At 26.9% G+C, this 17,376-nt stretch carries 19 protein-coding genes and 2 pseudogenes; 1 reads left to right on the forward strand and 20 read right to left on the reverse strand.

Going from position 1 to position 17,376, the window contains the following annotated elements; all coding sequences use genetic code 11:
- Nucleotides 1-121: 121 nt before the first annotated feature.
- From scpB to CLFE_RS11955, 13 genes and pseudogenes are all read right to left on the reverse strand, one after another.
- Nucleotides 122-706 (reverse strand): SMC-Scp complex subunit ScpB, encoded by a 585-nt coding sequence (scpB, locus tag CLFE_RS11895; protein ID WP_077835811.1) that lies wholly within the window; start codon nt 704-706, stop codon nt 122-124.
- Complete coding sequence (locus CLFE_RS11900; protein WP_077894017.1) at nt 699-1,445, reverse strand: segregation/condensation protein A; 747 nt, start codon at nt 1,443-1,445, stop codon at nt 699-701. The genes scpB and CLFE_RS11900 overlap by 8 nt, the downstream gene beginning before the upstream one ends.
- Nucleotides 1,420-2,601, reverse strand: coding sequence for a tRNA nucleotidyltransferase/poly(A) polymerase family protein (locus CLFE_RS11905; protein ID WP_077853314.1), 1,182 nt, complete (start codon nt 2,599-2,601; stop codon nt 1,420-1,422). Before CLFE_RS11905 ends, CLFE_RS11900 begins: the two co-directional genes overlap by 26 nt.
- A 74-nt stretch (nt 2,602-2,675) precedes the next feature.
- Nucleotides 2,676-3,890, reverse strand: a complete 1,215-nt coding sequence (locus tag CLFE_RS11910) for a D-alanyl-D-alanine carboxypeptidase family protein (protein ID WP_077853315.1) — start codon at nt 3,888-3,890, stop codon at nt 2,676-2,678.
- 101 nt (nt 3,891-3,991) lie between these two features.
- A complete protein-coding gene (locus CLFE_RS11915) occupies nt 3,992-4,798 on the reverse strand; it encodes a purine-nucleoside phosphorylase (protein WP_077853316.1) in 807 nt (268 codons plus the stop codon).
- Between the two features lie 50 nt (nt 4,799-4,848).
- On the reverse strand, nt 4,849-5,727 hold the full coding sequence (gene xerD, locus CLFE_RS11920) for a site-specific tyrosine recombinase XerD (protein ID WP_077835806.1): 879 nt from the start codon (nt 5,725-5,727) through the stop codon (nt 4,849-4,851).
- Between the two features lie 18 nt (nt 5,728-5,745).
- The gene (locus CLFE_RS11925) at nt 5,746-5,973 is read right to left on the reverse strand and encodes a hypothetical protein (protein WP_077853317.1); all 228 of its coding nucleotides are present in this window, start codon (nt 5,971-5,973) and stop codon (nt 5,746-5,748) included.
- A complete protein-coding gene (spoIIM, locus tag CLFE_RS11930; protein WP_077835804.1) occupies nt 5,970-6,620 on the reverse strand; it encodes a stage II sporulation protein M in 651 nt (216 codons plus the stop codon). The genes CLFE_RS11925 and spoIIM overlap by 4 nt, the downstream gene beginning before the upstream one ends.
- Nucleotides 6,621-6,851: 231 nt before the next feature.
- On the reverse strand, nt 6,852-7,004 hold the full coding sequence (locus CLFE_RS11935) for a hypothetical protein (protein ID WP_169850970.1): 153 nt from the start codon (nt 7,002-7,004) through the stop codon (nt 6,852-6,854).
- A gap of 379 nt (nt 7,005-7,383) precedes the next feature.
- A pseudogene (locus CLFE_RS11940) lies at nt 7,384-7,485 on the reverse strand (sporulation initiation factor Spo0A C-terminal domain-containing protein); the annotation flags it as partial.
- A gap of 209 nt (nt 7,486-7,694) precedes the next feature.
- Complete coding sequence (locus tag CLFE_RS11945; protein ID WP_077836272.1) at nt 7,695-8,015, reverse strand: hypothetical protein; 321 nt, start codon at nt 8,013-8,015, stop codon at nt 7,695-7,697.
- Nucleotides 8,016-8,032: 17 nt separating this feature from the next.
- Complete coding sequence (locus CLFE_RS11950; protein WP_242951652.1) at nt 8,033-9,094, reverse strand: molecular chaperone Hsp60; 1,062 nt, start codon at nt 9,092-9,094, stop codon at nt 8,033-8,035.
- A 228-nt stretch (nt 9,095-9,322) separates the two neighbouring features.
- Complete coding sequence (locus CLFE_RS11955) at nt 9,323-9,826, reverse strand: hypothetical protein (protein WP_077894018.1); 504 nt, start codon at nt 9,824-9,826, stop codon at nt 9,323-9,325.
- 173 nt (nt 9,827-9,999) lie between these two features.
- Here CLFE_RS11955 and CLFE_RS11960 point away from each other — a divergent pair, with 173 nt between their 5' ends.
- A complete protein-coding gene (locus tag CLFE_RS11960) occupies nt 10,000-11,196 on the forward strand; it encodes an amidase domain-containing protein (protein WP_077894019.1) in 1,197 nt (398 codons plus the stop codon).
- 176 nt (nt 11,197-11,372) lie between these two features.
- Here CLFE_RS11960 and CLFE_RS11965 read toward each other — a convergent pair.
- The 7 genes and pseudogenes from CLFE_RS11965 to spo0A form a co-directional block, all read right to left on the reverse strand.
- Nucleotides 11,373-12,983: pseudogene (locus CLFE_RS11965) on the reverse strand (IS1182 family transposase).
- Nucleotides 12,984-13,108: 125 nt separating this feature from the next.
- Nucleotides 13,109-13,516, reverse strand: a complete 408-nt coding sequence (locus CLFE_RS11970) for a hypothetical protein (protein ID WP_077894020.1) — start codon at nt 13,514-13,516, stop codon at nt 13,109-13,111.
- Nucleotides 13,517-13,540: 24 nt separating this feature from the next.
- Nucleotides 13,541-13,882, reverse strand: a complete 342-nt coding sequence (locus CLFE_RS11975; protein ID WP_077894021.1) for a hypothetical protein — start codon at nt 13,880-13,882, stop codon at nt 13,541-13,543.
- A 25-nt stretch (nt 13,883-13,907) separates the two neighbouring features.
- Nucleotides 13,908-14,321, reverse strand: a complete 414-nt coding sequence (locus CLFE_RS11980) for a hypothetical protein (RefSeq protein WP_077894022.1) — start codon at nt 14,319-14,321, stop codon at nt 13,908-13,910.
- Between the two features lie 786 nt (nt 14,322-15,107).
- Nucleotides 15,108-15,641 (reverse strand): tyrosine-type recombinase/integrase, encoded by a 534-nt coding sequence (locus CLFE_RS24385; RefSeq protein ID WP_349497207.1) that lies wholly within the window; start codon nt 15,639-15,641, stop codon nt 15,108-15,110.
- A 108-nt stretch (nt 15,642-15,749) separates the two neighbouring features.
- Nucleotides 15,750-16,100, reverse strand: a complete 351-nt coding sequence (locus CLFE_RS24390) for a site-specific integrase (protein WP_349497209.1) — start codon at nt 16,098-16,100, stop codon at nt 15,750-15,752.
- 156 nt (nt 16,101-16,256) lie between these two features.
- A complete protein-coding gene (spo0A, locus tag CLFE_RS11990) occupies nt 16,257-17,102 on the reverse strand; it encodes a sporulation transcription factor Spo0A (protein ID WP_077851299.1) in 846 nt (281 codons plus the stop codon).
- Between the last annotated feature and the right edge of the window lie 274 nt (nt 17,103-17,376).

Consider the following 17,376-nt stretch of genomic DNA (forward strand, 5'->3'; position numbering starts at 1 on the left):
CAAAATCTCATGGAAATTCAAATAATTAATATAGTATTTAAAATATTAGGCAATTTTATAGCTTAAACAAAAAAAGAGCATCGCTCATGATTAATTTTAATCATTTTGCGACACTCCCTTTTTATTCCTCTTTTTCAACAGCAACATCATCCAAAATTTCTTCCATAGGTGGAAGCTCTTCTATATTCCCTAAATTAAAATTTCTTAAAAATTCATCTGTTGTCTCATATAATATTGGCCTGCCAGGTACATCTAACCGTCCACATTCTTGTATGAGTTTTTTTTCTTGAAGTGTTAATATTGCTCTATCACTTTTAACTCCTCTTATTTCATCCACATCTATTCTAGTTATAGGCTGCTTATATGATATAATCGCAAGCGTTTCAAGAGCCGCTTGCGATAATGCCTGCCTTGTATTAGTTTTCAAAAGTTTTCTCACGTATTCACTATTTTCATTTTTAGTTACTAGTTGATATGAATCATTAATATTTATTAATTTTATACCTCTAAAATTTTTGCTATATTTAATTATCATATCTTCTAAAATTTCTTGTGTCTGTTTTATGCTGCATTCTAATATGGCTGATATTTGTTTTAACTTAAGAGGTTCACCACTTACAAATAGTAATGATTCTATTATGGATTCGTAAAGTTCTTCTTTAGAAACTCCATTTATCTCAAGCTGCCTTTCATTTATTTTATTCAACTTCTCTCGTCTCCTCTATGTATATATCTTTGAAGTTATTTGCTTGATATACTTTTATATCTTTAAGCTTTATTAATTCTAAAAGTGCTAAAAATGTTACCACCACTTCTATTTTATTTGAACACTTATTAATTATCCTTGAAAAATACATTTGTCTATTTAATCTTATAGCTGCACTTATTTCATCCATCTTATCTTCAATTTTATAAGCGTCTGGTGCTATCTTGTCTGGAAGGCTATTATTTGTATTTATTCTACTTCTGTACATATCTATAAGCTTTTCAAACAACTTGTACATATCAAGAAGTGTAATTCCTTTAAGTATATCTGCATTATTTACTTCTTCAGTATCATCTATTATTTCTGGCTTCTTTGAAAAAACCTCTCCATATCCAAGTTCTCTATTTTTCAAAAATTCTGCTGCAGCTTTAAATTTCTTATATTCAACCAATTTTGAAACAAGTTCTTTAGTCGGATCATTTTCTTCCTTTTCTTCTTCCTCATTTTTAGCTTTAGGGAGAAGATATTTAGACTTTATCTCTATTAAAGTAGCTGCCATAACTATAAACTCAGAGGTTATTTCAAGATCCATCTCTTTCATTTCATTTAAATATTGAATATACTGATTAGTTATATCAAATATTTTTATTTCATATATATTCATTTTATTTTTCTTTATTAAATGTAGAAGGAGATCAAAGGGTCCTTGAAAATTATCTATATTTATGTTCAATGTCATACAAAATCTCTCCCATATTTTTTGTTGAATAATTAAAATTTATAAGCATATTTAAATTTCTTCTTAAAATATTTTCCTTAATTACCCCTATTATTTTTCCATCACTTTGTATAATTTTTTTTATTTCTTCTCCTCCCATTACTTTATGGAATTTCACAATATTGTTTACATAATTATGTATCTTATATTCTATATTTTTATTCCAAGAAAAAAGCATAAGTTCATATTTTGTCATTCCTTTAAGTACAACATATATATCATAGTTGTTTTGAGCTTTTAAAAGACCTTCTTCTACCTTTTTTCTATTTAAAACAAATTTTCTTATAGGATTTAAAAGTTCTTTATTTAAAAAAGAATTTTTAATAAGCGCTTTATTTAATCTTTTATCTTTTGAACAATAAATCATATTTAAAAACTTTTCATTTTGATTAGAATTAAGTACATTTTTTCCAAGTGCATTAAAATCCAAAGCTATAATGCCATACTTGCAGCATTTTCTTAACATTTCAACCCATTTATCTTCACCACAAATTAAATACAACTCTTTTACATATCTTTCAACACTTATCGTATCTAATATATTTTTCTCAATAAGCTCTTCAAATATAAAATCATCCACTATCTTAAAATCATATCTAACACTATATTTAATAGCTCTAAATATTCTTGTACAGTCCTCTTTATAAGAATTTTTGTGTATAGATTTTATAATCTTATTATTTATATTATTTATACCCTCATAAATATCTATAATTTCATCCTCTATAATATCATAAGCTAAAGCATTCACCGTAAAGTCTCTTCTATAAATATCATCAATTATAGTTGCAGGTTCAACTATAGGCAGCATACCATCCTGTAAGTATGTTTCCTTTCTGCATCTTATTAAATCTACATTAACATTATTATTAAAATATAACGTTGCTGTTTGAAACTTTTCATAATAAACATAATCTTTTAATGACTTTAAGGATTTTATTATACTTAATGGATTTTCTTCTATACACAAATCAATGTCTTTGGTTTTCACCTTAAGTATAGAATCTCTAACAGCCCCACCAATTATATAAGCTTTAATCTTCTTGCATATGCATGCATTTTTTATATCCTCTAAAGCACTTATTTCATTTTCATTAAAGCCTTTATATATATTCAAATAAATACATCCCTTTATCTATAAAATAAACTGTAAAGCCATTAAAATAGTTTTACAGTTTATTTTATCATACTCTATATTGAATTATCAAATATACTCTTTAAATCATTTTTAAAATTTTGAAAAAATCCACCTAACTTTACGTCTCTATCACAATACACCTTAACTTTTCCTGCATATTTTCCATTTACATAGTATTCGGCATACCCTATATATGAACCCTTCTTAAGTTCCTTATCCTTTTTATCTATTTTATATAAACATCTATTAGTTATATTGCATTTATCACCTCTAGGTACCACAATAGATAAATCATCTGCTGCTTTTATTAAAAAGAACTTATCACCTTTTTTGTTTAAAGGAACCTTCTTAACAATACTGTCTTTTTCAACCACTTTTTTAGCTGAAAACTTTGAAAATCCATAATTCATAAGCATAGAAGCATCTTTATTTCTAACTTTGTATGTAGGTGCTCCCATTATTATTGCAAGCATTCTGACATTATCTTTTACTGCTGTAGCACTTATACAATACTTAGCTTCATCAGTAAAACCTGTTTTTAATCCATCACAACCCTTAAAAAATCTTACTAGCTTATTGTGGTTTACAAGACCTATGGGACTCTTTCTTCCTTCACTTATAGTCTCCATATAAGTTCCCGTATATTTTAAAATTTTGGGATGTTTCAATAACTCACGTGACATAATTGAAATATCATACGCTGTAGTCATATGACCATCAGCGTTTAATCCGGTACAATTTTTAAAGCTAGTATCCTTCATTCCAAGTTCTTGAGCTCTTTTATTCATCATATTTACAAAGTTTGCTTGACTGCCACCAAGATACTCTGACATAGCAACCGCTGCATCATTTCCAGATGCTATAGCAATTCCCTTTAAAAGTTCCTCAACAGTTCTAACTTCTCCAGTATCTAAAAGCATGGAACTTCCGCCCATTTTTTTAGCTTCTTCACTTATAGTCACTTTATCAGAAAGCTTAATTTTGCCACTATCTACAGCTTCCATAGTAAGTAACATTGTCATTATCTTGGTAACTGATGCTGGTGCAAATTTTTCATGTGAATTTTTTTCGTAAATAACAGCTCCTGTTGAAGGTTCTAGAAGTATTGCAGATTTGGCATCCACATTGATACCAGAAGTATCACTTGGAACCTTACCTTCTGCATCATTCTTAGGTTCAAATGCTTTTACACTAAACGGTAAAAATAAACTTTGAAGAAATAATAGCAATAATACTATAACCCCAACGGTAATTCCCCTTTTTTTCATTTATGTATCATCCTCTCTAACAATATCGATTTTACAAATTTATTTTTACCATATCGTCAGAAATTATCACATAAATGAAACATTTTTTAGTGCCATTTTTTCTATATTATTGCTGTTACAAGTCTGGTAAATTTGTCCTTTACCTTATTTGAAGTTTCCATTACCTCTTTATGATCTAAAGGTTTATCAAGTATTCCCGCAGCCATATTCGTTATACATGATATACCTATAACTTTAATACTACAGTGATTTGCTGCTATAACTTCTGGAACTGTAGACATTCCAACAGCATCTCCTCCAAGTAGTCTAATCATTTTTATTTCAGCTGGTGTTTCGTAATTGGGACCAGACATCATAACATAAATTCCCTTAACAACATCTACTCCAATTTTATCTGCTATTCTCCTGGTTTCTTCTACCATATCCTTATCATATGCATTGGACATATCCGGAAATCTTGGTCCCATTTCATCACAATTTTTACCTATTAACGGATTTATTCCTGCAAAATTTATGTGATCCTCTATAATCATTAAATCTCCTGGTTTAAATGATGTATTTACTCCTCCTGCAGCATTTGTAACTATAAGTTTTTTTATGCCAATGCTTTTCATTATGTAAATAGGTAATGCTAAGGATTCCATTTTATTTCCTTCATAATAATGAAATCTTCCTTGCATCATAACAACATTTTTTTCATTTAACTTTCCAAATACAAATTGTCCTGCATGCCCCTTCACCGTTGAAGTTGGAAGATTAGGTACATCACTATATTTTATAATCTTCTTTTCACTTAACTTGTCTGCAAGTTCCCCTAATCCAGAGCCAAGTATTATTCCTACCTCTGGTGTTTGTTGTATTTTCTCCTTAATGTAATTAGAACTTTCCTCCACAGTTTTTATGTTCAATTATATTCTCCCCTTTATTTTATAATCATATTATTAATTATTGTTCCCTATTATGCTCTAGGATGAGTTTTTTTGTAAACTTCTGCAATTCTTGTATTTCTATACATACCAGAATAAATTTGCGTTGTTGCCATGTCTCTATGCCCTAAAAGCTCCTGTATGGTTTTTATATCAGCTCCATTTTGAAGTAAATGAACTGCAAATGAATGTCGTAAAGTATATGCATTAATCTTCTTTTTTATACCAGAATCTTCTGCATAATGTTTAATTATTTTCCAAAAACCTTGACGCGTCATTTTATCACCTTGAAGGTTAAAGAAAAGATAATCTGCATTATTAACATTTAATTTTGTTCTTATTTTTAAATATGTTTCAAGACATTTAACTGCATATGATCCCATAGGTATTATTCTTTCTTTATTTTTTATACCTCGACACTTTATGTAAGACAATTTTAAATTTATATCATAAATAGTTAAATTTAAAAGCTCTGTTATTTTCATTCCTGTAGCATACATTATCTCAAGCATCGTCTTATCTCTTATTCCCTTATTTGTACAAACATCTGGTCTTGCCAAAAGTTCTTCTACCTCTTCTATTGTAAGAATATCCGGAAAATTCCTTCTTATTTTGGGAACTTCATATTGTATAACGGGATTATCTTGCCTTATTCCCTTTATTTCTAGATATTTAAAAAAATTTCTTATTGACACTATATTTCTTACAATTGAACTATTAGCACGTCCACTTTTTTGCAAATATTGTACATATGACATTATTGTAACTACATCTACATCTTCAAATTTTTCTTCATTTTCATCTAAAAAATCATAAAACTTTTTTATATCTCGTTCATATGCATCAATTGTATTCAAACTAAGATTCTTTTTCTTAATTTCCGCAAAGTATTGTTCAACAAAATTATTCATTACAAGATCTCCCATTTTTTAATTATAACCTTCTAAAAGTCTAAAAAAATATATATATCTCAATATCAATTGTTTACTGCAATTAAATATATTATATACGAAATAAGTTCCACTACTATTAGTATTCTTTTGAACAATGTAAGTTAGTATTTTATCTATTATATCTGGAATTAATATGCCAAAAATTATTAAAATAAAAAAGCACTTAAGAAAAGTTATCATAAACTCGGCTAAATATTTGCTCATAAAAATATACTTCCCGAAAATTGCATTGCTGTGAGTTTAACTATATTAGGTGTACAATATGTCTCAAATATAACCCCCATTCCCATAAATATTCCTGCAAATAAAAATATTAAGGAATATGAGCTTATTTTACTAAAGATTCTGTTTCTTAAGCCATCATTAAATCCATACTTTACTATTCCCATAGAAAACTCCATGGCTATAACTGATATAAACAAAATACAAGGTATGTAAATCAAATTTTGAGGCAAAATTCCTAAGAATGCCATTGTAATACCTTTAACACCAAGACTATTAACAAAGAAAGTTATTGTAAACCCAAGTGTAAATCCCTTTAAAAAATCAATAATCAAAATTACTGGTATACCTAACATCGTAAGACCTAAAAACCATATAATTAATATTAGAGGTATGTTATTTTTGAAGGTTTCTAATAAGACACTATTATAGTTTATAATGCTAGTCCCACTAGTTTTTGTAAAACTTAAGATGTAGTTCATTAAATCATTTTTTTCATAACTATTCATATATTTTACTGTATAAACACCTATTACAAACCCTATACCTATGCTTAAAGAACTTATGATATATAACCAAAATCTCCCTCTTATATGATTACTTATTGCTTCAGCTATATTAATTTTCAAATCATCTCACCCTTTCTTTCTATCACTATAATAAATAATATGATATCAAAAAAAAGTTTATGCACCATTTTTAAATTAACTATAGACTTATCATATATTCCTAAAAAGAAGTGCTCACATAAAATCTTTTATGGAGCAGAATGTAAAAGCATTTTGGTAATATATATATATAAATAAATTTTACTATTAAATCCTTCTTTTGTAAATGTGCATTTTGCTATGCTTCATTCTTTAAACCTTCTTATTGTGAAGCTTTTTTTCATTAATTTGTATTCTTCTTTCAAGTTCATCCGCCCTACCTGCTGCTTTAATACATCCTATGACACCTATTAGAACAATTACACACAAAACTACTGCTACTACAATTAAAAATTTAATTACCATAATTTATTCACCAACCATAACTTTATATAATGGACCATATACTCCTCTATATATTCTCCAATATTACAATTTTTAATCATATTGATGAAAAATTCAAAAACCCCTTAAACTATTTTTTCTAGTAAAATTTTATTATACAGTTTATTTCATAATTGAAGTATATTATCATAGCATTTATTTGTCAATTAATAATTCAACATTTGCAAGAATTCTTTTAAATATATTATCAAATATCTATACATTTAATTCAAACGATTATAATTTAGTTCAATAAATATAAACCAATTACAAAAACCTCCAAAATTCATATTTCAATGAACCTTGGAGGTGTAATTCTTTATTATATAAAGTTAATTTTTAATAATTCTTTAATGTTAACTTAGCTAACTTTATTTTTAAGTCTTAATTTATCAGCAACCATAGCTATGAATTCACTATTTGTAGGCTTACCTTTTCCGTTATTTATAGTGTATCCAAATAAAACAAAACATTTAAACTATCTTTTTCTTAAATATTTATTGGTATTACTTTTATTAATATTTTATATAAAAAAATGTAATTTATTGATATTTTTATTCTAGCATTATTACAATAAAAAGTAAAGTAATTTTAAACAATACTGTTTTTTAGATTTTACTATATATTAATGTAGAAACTCAATACAACTATATAAAAAATTAATTTTCTTTATTATACCAATCTTAAATAATCATCTTCCCCTTCTCCTTGTAAATTGTATATAGCTTCATACTCTGCAAATGTTGTTTCTTCATATTCTAATCTTACTTTTGCGGAAATGTATTTACGCTGCTCATTTTCAGTAGCATGCCAAGTATTTATCACATAAGATACACTATGAAATTCATATTTAATATTTTCAAAAACAACATTTCGAAAAAAATCTTTAAAGTCCTCTTCATCTTCTTTTTTATATTCGCTAAGATAAAAATTCAAATCTCTCATTACCATTTCTTTTACATTATATTTACGTAACCATTGTTCCAATTCCATTTTTTTATACCTCCAAATTAATGTAATGCCTTATCAAACAAATCAAAAACTATATCTCCATTACTACTTTCATATCCATATATTCTAAAATCACCATATTCCTTATTTTTAACTTTTATTTCATAAGTATATTTTCCTTTTAATGGTTTACCTTTTAACTTTTTTATTCCATTTTGACCTTGAGCACCAACAATTCCTTTATCCTTTGCTTTTTCAAAGGCTTCAATACCCTTTTGCCCCCATTTTTTCTTTACATCTTTTATTGCCTTTGGAGCAATTTCACTTGGCTTATTGTAACTGCCTTTCATCTCACTAAAATAAAAATTACCTTTAGAAAAATCACTACCCATATTATAAAGTGAAGACCCAAACACTCCTATTCCATGTCCAGCTAATGCAATTCCAGCACTTTCTACTAATGGTACTGCTGGTGCAGCCGCTCCATCTGTAGCCACTGTTAATGCTCCAGCACCAAGTCCTCCAAATCCCATAATAGACAGTCCACCAAAAAGCTCAACCGTACCTTGTGCTAATCCCTCTATGTCTCCAAATGTTTTACCATACTGATATGCTGCTAAAACTCCATACCTGTTTTCATTCTCTAAATTGTATCTTAATCTTTTATCATTATACAAGCCTGTAAGATTCGGTATATTTAACGCTAAATTATCAGAAATAGAAACCATCGCACCTAAGCCAAAATACCCTATAACCTTTTCCATATTACTTATATTATCTTTTGAATCTTTAACTTTTGAGAAATCTTCTTTTCCTCTAATTATAGTATTTAATTTTATATTATTGTAACTATCTTTATCTGCTCTTATTATAGCATCTTTTGCACTATTTAATTGTATTGATAAATTATATAATGTATCTGTTATTTCTTTCCCTGATTTTAATGTATCATTTATATTTCTTTGTATTTTTATTGATGAATCACCTATATATGCATTTTCAATTCCACCTTGTGCTTGTCTTAATTTATTTATTATATTACCAAACTTATCGCCCATCTGTCTAAATTTAGATATCATGGAATCCATAATTAGTACTTCCATCTTTATTTTGTCTGCCAATTTACCACTTCTTCCTTGGTTATATCTTTATATATAATAATATTTTTCCAAGTTATTATCAAGTATTTTTTAATGTTACTAAATTTTATATTAAATCAGCTAAAATAAAATTTTATAAAACGAAAAGTTGTGCAAGCCTCAAAGGTTTCCCTTCATTGCTTTCACAACTTTTTTACTACACCGTTTAGACTATATACCTTAATAAATAGTTACCATAAAATCATCAATTTATTTTTTTCTCTCTGCAAAGTAATGTTCTGCTGCTTTTTTAACAGAAGTATCATCTATTTGACTTAAACGTGAGGCTTTACTTCTAATATTTTTAGGAAAAATTTCAAGTGCCTCATCTGTTTCCTCTTCTCGCGATATTTTACAATTTATAAAATTATATTTATTTCCTCTTTTTTCTATAGTAACAAATGCAGGGAATACCCCACCTGTACCTTCTGTTACTTTATTGTCCTTCAGATAATATTCTTCTGCCACTAACCATATATATACTTTTATTTTTTTCCCTTGTTGGTCAAAATCTATAACTTTATAATCACAAAACGGTTTACCACCAAAATATGTTTTTATTGATGTTGGTTCAACATTATGTTTTATTATTTTATCAAGAGTATAACTTGGTATAGGTACTTTTCTAGAAGATTTCTTATAAAAATAAGTAGCAATTCCAATACATAATATAATTAAAACAAAATATAGTACTAACTTTTTTTTAGAAAACATTATAATTTACCTCACATTATTAAATTTTTTGAAAACATCTAAAGGATTTTTATTACAAAAATAGAATATACTTGTGTATTTATTATATTATCTTATTTTACATTTGATGTAAAGTAAATATTTTAATTTTAAATACAAGTTATTAAATTCATTATGTTAGGAGAAATTAATCAATGAAAATGAAATCTTTAAAAATACTTTTATGCGTAACTTTAACTGTTTCTAGCTTTTGGGGAAATTATACAACTTATGCAAAAGCATTTACAAATTCCACACAAGTCTTAAATAATAGTGATTTAAATAAAGTTAAATCAAATATTAACAAAGTACTATCTTCAAAATATGAAGTAATGAAAACATGGAAAGTTAGTAATTTGAATGATGTAATTAATAATTCAGCACTACTAGATTTAATTAACAAACATAATACTTTCGATGCTTCATGGTATAAAAAATTTAATTTTAAAATAAATAGTTACAACCCATCTGTTAATATAGACAGTATATCTAAAACATCATCTAATACTTATGTATTAAATATTACATATGATGTAACATTTAGAGTTAATACTAGTAATTCTGACTCAAGAGCTGATGATAAAAAGATAGTAGAAATTAAATTTGAAAATAACAATTGGTACATAACAAAACTTCTGGATGTAGATAAATATAATAATAGTAGTAGTAGTAAAAACTATAAGAAAGTTAATAATTTAATTAAAGCCGATAATACTGTTAATGTTATTGAATCTTCTGATTACACCAACGAGATTAATTCAGAAACAAACGACATTAATGATATGTCTAGCAATATAGACGAATATTATAATAATGTTAGAGACTATTGTATCTCTAGTAAAAATACTAAAAATGATATAGTAACCTCCAAACAACAAATTTTAAAAGCAAGTAATTATTCTGGCTACAACAGTGCTGCTGCTGTAGATTATGCTCACAGATATGCAATAAGTCCAAATCCTTGGTATAGATATTATGAAGATGACGATTGTACAAATTTTGCTTCTCAAATTGTTAATGCGGGTGGTGTTCCAACTACATGGACATGGTATTCATCTATGCCAACTAGATTAAGTCCAGCATGGTATTGTGTTGTACCATTTTTTGACTATATGGTTAGCAATGGCTATGCAAGTGCTCCTGATGGTGGTTGTAGACACGCCCAATTAGGTGACATTTTACAATTATCTAGAAACCCTGGAACATGGACTCATACAATTATTGTAACTAAAATAGATAGCAACTATATGTATTATTCCGCTCATAGTGTTTCAAGATATGATGAACCTGTCATTACCGCATTTACTGAAAAAAATTACAAGTTTATCAGATTACTAAAATTCTGGCACTAAAAATTATTAAAGGGAGTGTCGCAAAATGATTTAAATTAATTAAAATTTAATCATGAGCGATGCTCTTTTTTTATTCACGCTATAAAATTACCAGATATTTTAAATAGTGTATTAATTATTTAAATTTCTACGAGATTTTAGCGCACTAAAATAAACCCAATCATTTTGTTCCATAATTAGGAAATAACTTTTAATTCATGAAGATACTTTTGAGTTCTTTCATTTTGGATTTTCGAGTGTAATTTGTTAATGTTATATCCAAAACAAAGCAAAATAAATTCAGTTTTTACACTATTTTTTCCACGTGTTAAAAATCTTTTAAATTCATAATCGTTTTTTAAGACTCCAAATGCGCCTTCAACTTGAATAGATCTGTTCATTCTCAATTTAGTTCCCAATTCAGTTTTAATATTGTTGTAGGAAATTTCGCGCTTTTTAATAAAAGTCTTTGAAACCTGCATTTTTCGGTTTTTCTTTGCTTTTGTGCACTTTGGTTTCAAAGTGCATTTATCGCAATTTTCACATTCATAAACAGTAACCTCAGACTTATAGCCACTTGCGGATTTTTTATGAAGAATATATGATGGGGATAGATTTCTATTATTATGGCAAGTATATGTATCTGTTTTAACATCATATTTCATATTTTCGCGCTTACTGATATCATTTTTAAAACTTCTTTTTTTCCACTTCTCATAAATTTGAGGTTTTATATATGGGACTTGATTATTAGACTCTAAAAATAAATAGTTTTCTTCACTTTCATAACCAGAATCTGCAATCACATTAGTATATTTATGGCCAATTTTTTCTTGCATATTATTAATCATTGGTATTAATGTTGCTATGTCATTTCTATCATCAAATACTTAAGCACCAGTTACATATTCACTATCAACTGCTATTTGTACATTATAAGCAGGCTTTAATTGACCATTCCTCATATGATCATCTTTCATATGCATGAAAGTTGCATCTGTATCAGTTTTAGAGTAGCTATTTCTTTTGGAAAATATTTTTTTACTTAAATTATATTTTTCTTGTCTTTCTTTATATTGTGATAGCTGCTCTACCCATTTTTGAATTGCAGTTTTTCTTTTACCGATTCCATGAACAAACTCTATATTTCTTTTTTCTTTTTCAAATAAAAGCCATTCAAGAATTTTATTTATATCATCTATCAAAGTTTCTTTTTCAATGGTAAACCCTTTTAAGCTTTCAACATTAATGTTTTCAACGAGAGCAAGAATTTTATCAAACATCTTACCTTCATTTTTATAAATAGCTTTCTTCCAAACAAAAGTATATCGGTTAGCATTTGCCTCAATTTTAGTCCCATCAATAAATACATTTTCAAATAATAGTTCTTTTTCATTAGCTAAATAGTTAACTTGTTGATAAAATAAATCTTCAATCACTTCGTTTGAAAGATATTTTTTCCTGAATCTACTTATAGTAGCATGATCAGGTGCTTTAAAGCCTTGAAGAAGCCACTTAAAATTTATATCTCTTTTACATGCTTTTTCTATTTTTCTACTTGAATAAATATTTTGAGAATAAGCATATGATATTATTTTGAACATGATTTTGGGTTCAACTGCTGATTTTCTTCCTACGGAAGAATACGCCTTGTACAACTTTTTATAATTTAATCCCTCCAATAAATAGCTTAGCAAGCGAACAGAATCATCTTCTGGTATTAAGTTTTCTAAATTTAATGGTAATATAAGTTGCAAATTATCATTAAATTGATTATAATTTTTTGTGTGTAATTTCGTTATTAGCATAATTTAATTATACAATCAATGTAAGTTTTTCGGAACTCACATTTTTTATATACAACAAAGGCGCTATTGCAAAACTAAAAATTAGTTTTGCAACAGCCCCTTTTCATATAACATACATATTTACTTTAAACTTCGTTTTCTATAGGCATTATAAGTTTACTATAATCACTTGTAAGTTTGTATTTTCCATTTATTATCTCATTATATTTTTCATCAAAAACATATATTTTATCGTCATCAATATTATAAGAAAAAAAATCATCTCCTATTTTCAAATTTTCTTGTATTAAATTAACTATATTCGACAAATCCTTTGCAAGTATTTTTTTTAAATCATTCAAGCTATCTTTAATCACCCCTGAAATATTTGCATTAATACTTTTTAAAGAGTAATCAAATTTATATATACCAGCAACTCGACCTTGTACCAATGCATATTTGAATAGCATTTTTTTTATATTATCATCTGCCTCAATAATTTTAACAGCATCTTTTATTTTGCAGGTTTTATTCATAAAAGAATCCTCTATCATATTATTCCTCTTTTCATTTTCTATTTATTTCATTGTCTCCCATATTCCCTTTGGCGAATTTTTTTCACATAAATTAATCCATTCTGCTAATATATTTAATGATTCTTGTATTTTTTCATCAGTTAAATTTTCTTTCTTTACTTTTTCCCAAAGCCATTCTAAGTATTCTCCCAAATCTTTTGGATAATTGATTAATTCATTCTCAAGCTTATTAATAAGAAATGGATTTCCTGCTTTATCACATTCTCCGCTCATAGGAACTGATACACATAAAAAGTTCCATCCTTTATCAGTAATTTTAAGTGAATAATCATCATCATGCCCCCATCTTCTTGAATAAATACTAAAATCAAATTCTTTGTCCATGTAAATTACCTCCAATAATTTATTTTTATATGATTTTTAATAAAAAATCATTACATTCCTCATTGTTATCTGTTTTTTCAAAATTATATTTATCACAAATGTTATTCATTGCTACGTTATCTTTTGCCACTATTCTAATTTGAAAATTTATCAAATTATTTTTTTTGCAAAATTCAACAAACCATTTAATAATATGAGAACCTGTACCTATACCTTCTTCTCTTAAAAATAAATTAGAAAGTATTAATTGTTTATCTTTAAATCTAAAAACAATATCTACAGTTCCGTTAGCTTCCCTCATATTATTAGTTAAATTCTGTTCATTAAGTATAAAATAATTCACACCATTTTCTTTTATTTTAAGCTTAACTTTTTGTTCTATTTCTATTATCTCTTTAAGCTCTTGGAAATCTGATTCTTTAAAATTTTTACATGGCATAACAGTTCACCTCCCAGTTTAACCAATATATTATTATTATGTAAAATATTTAAAAATCCTTTATCCTTAAGCTACATTAAATATAATTATTATTATATTAGTATTATTTCCGAAACTAGAATTTTGATTTTCTCTTGACTTTTGGATTTAAATTTAATAATATCGGGGAAGGTTAAGCACGTTAGTGAACGCAGTTTGCCCCTGTTCTCGGAGCATAAAAAAAAGAAAAGAACTACTACTTTATAATAGTTCTTGCAATATCGGGTATAGGCTGAAGTATCAGCTTTTAGCATTGTTATCGTTATAGTACATTAACATATAAATTACTGCCCTTATACGTGCATACAGCTTGTACTATAGCCATACAGTAAACCTACATATCTAATTTATAAAACGGTCAGATACACCCGTTTGACGGGCATGTACCACAATAACACGAATACTACATGTCCGAATAGATTTTATTTGCATCGGCTCTATCACACCACACAAAATTTTATAGTTGCTTGTTTGCTTAAACAACTAACCTACACCTTAAAAAAGAGTATAAGAATTACACCCTTTACAATTCCACTTTTTTGAAATATAATATAATTATCGAGTTTGTGGAGTAAAGGTTTCATTATCTTTATTCAATTTTAAATAAGCTTTGTTTTTGTGGAACATGGCTTATTTTTTTTACTTTAATACCATTCAATCACACCACTATCATTTCTCTAAATTCTTTTGATTGTAAGTTATAATATACTTTAAATAATTCTTTTTGTTTATTAATCACAATCACGCCTACTTTCTTAAATTTTCCAACGGACTAAATCGTTCATAATTTTTCCTTATATCATCGTCAGATAGGTCTAAATAGGCTTTTTCTGTGACAGATGTACTGCTATGTCCTAAAATGTGAGAAAGCATTGTGAGAGAGCCTCCTGCCATCAAAAAACGTCTTCCAAAATTATTTCTGAGACAATGAGGAGTTATATCTTTTTTTATAGATGTCATATTGATATACTTTTTAAAGTTCTTTTCAAAATTTGAAATTTTTAATTGTGTTCCTCTGTTAGTTGGAAATAATAAGTCAGTTTCTAAGTATCTATCTTTATACAATATCCATCTTCTTAGAAGAGCTGCTGTTTTTCTACCAAAAAACACTGCTCTATCCTTTTTACTTTTAGTAATATCAGCATTAAGAATTGCTGTTCTTCTTATAAGGTCTATGTCTTCAACCTTTAAAGCTAAAGTTTCTCCTAATCTCATTCCACTATCGAAAATCACGTTAATTATCGTATAGTCACGAAACTCAACATATTTGGTTGTATCCAAGCAAGAAAGTAATTTCTTGTACTCAAAATCTGTTATTTGGTCTTTTATTTTTCGTTTAACTCTTAAATATTTAATGCTTTTTACAATATTGTCACTAATAATCTTTTCTTAAGCACACCAATTAAAAAAAGCTTTTATATTTCTTAAATAATTATTTACTGTGCAAGCACTAATTTTTGTTTCGAAATCCCCTCTGTTTTCTGGATAATTAATTGATTTTGAATTTTGATTAGCTACAAAAGTATATTTGCCTTTATTTTTACTAAAAGCTATATACTCCTCAATGTGATTTTTTTTGATTTGTTTTATAGAATTGATATTATGATATTCCAATAAGTATTTTGATAATAATTTTAAAGTTTGATCGTAAGACTTTAAAGTTTTTTTAGATAAGTTTTTCATATCACAAAATGTTAAATATTCATCGATTGTATAATCTAAATCAGTAATTTTAAACATAAAAAAACACCTCCTGTTAACTAATAAATAATTAAGAAAACAGAAAGTGTTTATATTTTTTTTATTTAAATGTTTGTTAATATCTTTTATACAAAAGCTCATTTATTGGCTTTTTTGATTTTTGATAACTAAACCTAAACCGTTGTTAATGTTAACTTAGCTAACTTTATTTTTAAGTCTTAATTTATCAGCAATCATAGCTATGAATTCACTATTTGTAGGCTTACCTTTTCCGTTATTTATAGTGTATCCAAATAATTTATTTATAGTTTCAACTTGTCCACGTGACCAAGCAACCTCAATAGCATGTCTTATAGCTCTCTCTACTCTACTAGCTGTAGTGTTATATTTTTTTGCAATAGATGGATATAACTCTTTAGTAACTGCTGATAAAAGTTCCATATTATTTACTACCATAGTTATAGCTTCTCTTAAATACATATATCCTTTAATATGTGCTGGAACTCCTATTTGATGTATTATTGATGTAATTTCACTTTCTAAATCAACTGCCTTATTACTTGAACCTTCAGAATAACTGTCAGTTGTAATTGTACCAACAAAGCTTGACTCTTTTTCTTCAACTGGATATGCTTTTTTTTGATCTGAATTTGATATAGTATTATTAAACATCTCTCTTATCCTATTAGTGAATACATCCATGTCAAAAGGTTTAACTACATAATAATCTGCACCAAGTGTTATTGCTCTTTGAGTTATCTTGTCTTGTCCAACAGCAGATAAAACTATTATTCTTGGAAGTTTTTCCATATCTTTATTGTTAAGTCTCTCTAGCACTCCTAATCCATCTAACCTTGGCATTATTATATCAAGTACAACAAGATCAGGCTTTTTATCCTCTATGAATTTTAGTGCTTCTATACCATCTTTAGCTATTCCAACTACTATCATATCACTTTGATTTAGTAGGTAATCATTGAGAATATTACAAAATTCCTTATTATCATCTGCAATTAAAACACTTATTTTTTTATTTTCCATTTTTAACTCCCCTTTATAAAATATAGAAATATTACCACAAATTATCATTTTGTATACTTTATGTTCGACAAAACTACTTTTTATCCTTTTTTATATATATAATAATATATGTATAGTTTTATAATTCTATATTTTTTATATCTAATTAATTTTGTCTTTATCTTCTTTTCCATTTTATTACTAAAATGATAAAAAATCAAGAGAATATATTTTTTTTTATAAAATATTTGATATTCTGTTTTAAAACCAAAAATATATATAGGAAACCATATAA

Origin of the sequence: Clostridium felsineum DSM 794 (assembly GCF_002006355.2) — a bacterium.
Classification (GTDB): Bacteria; Bacillota; Clostridia; order Clostridiales; family Clostridiaceae; genus Clostridium_S; species Clostridium_S felsineum.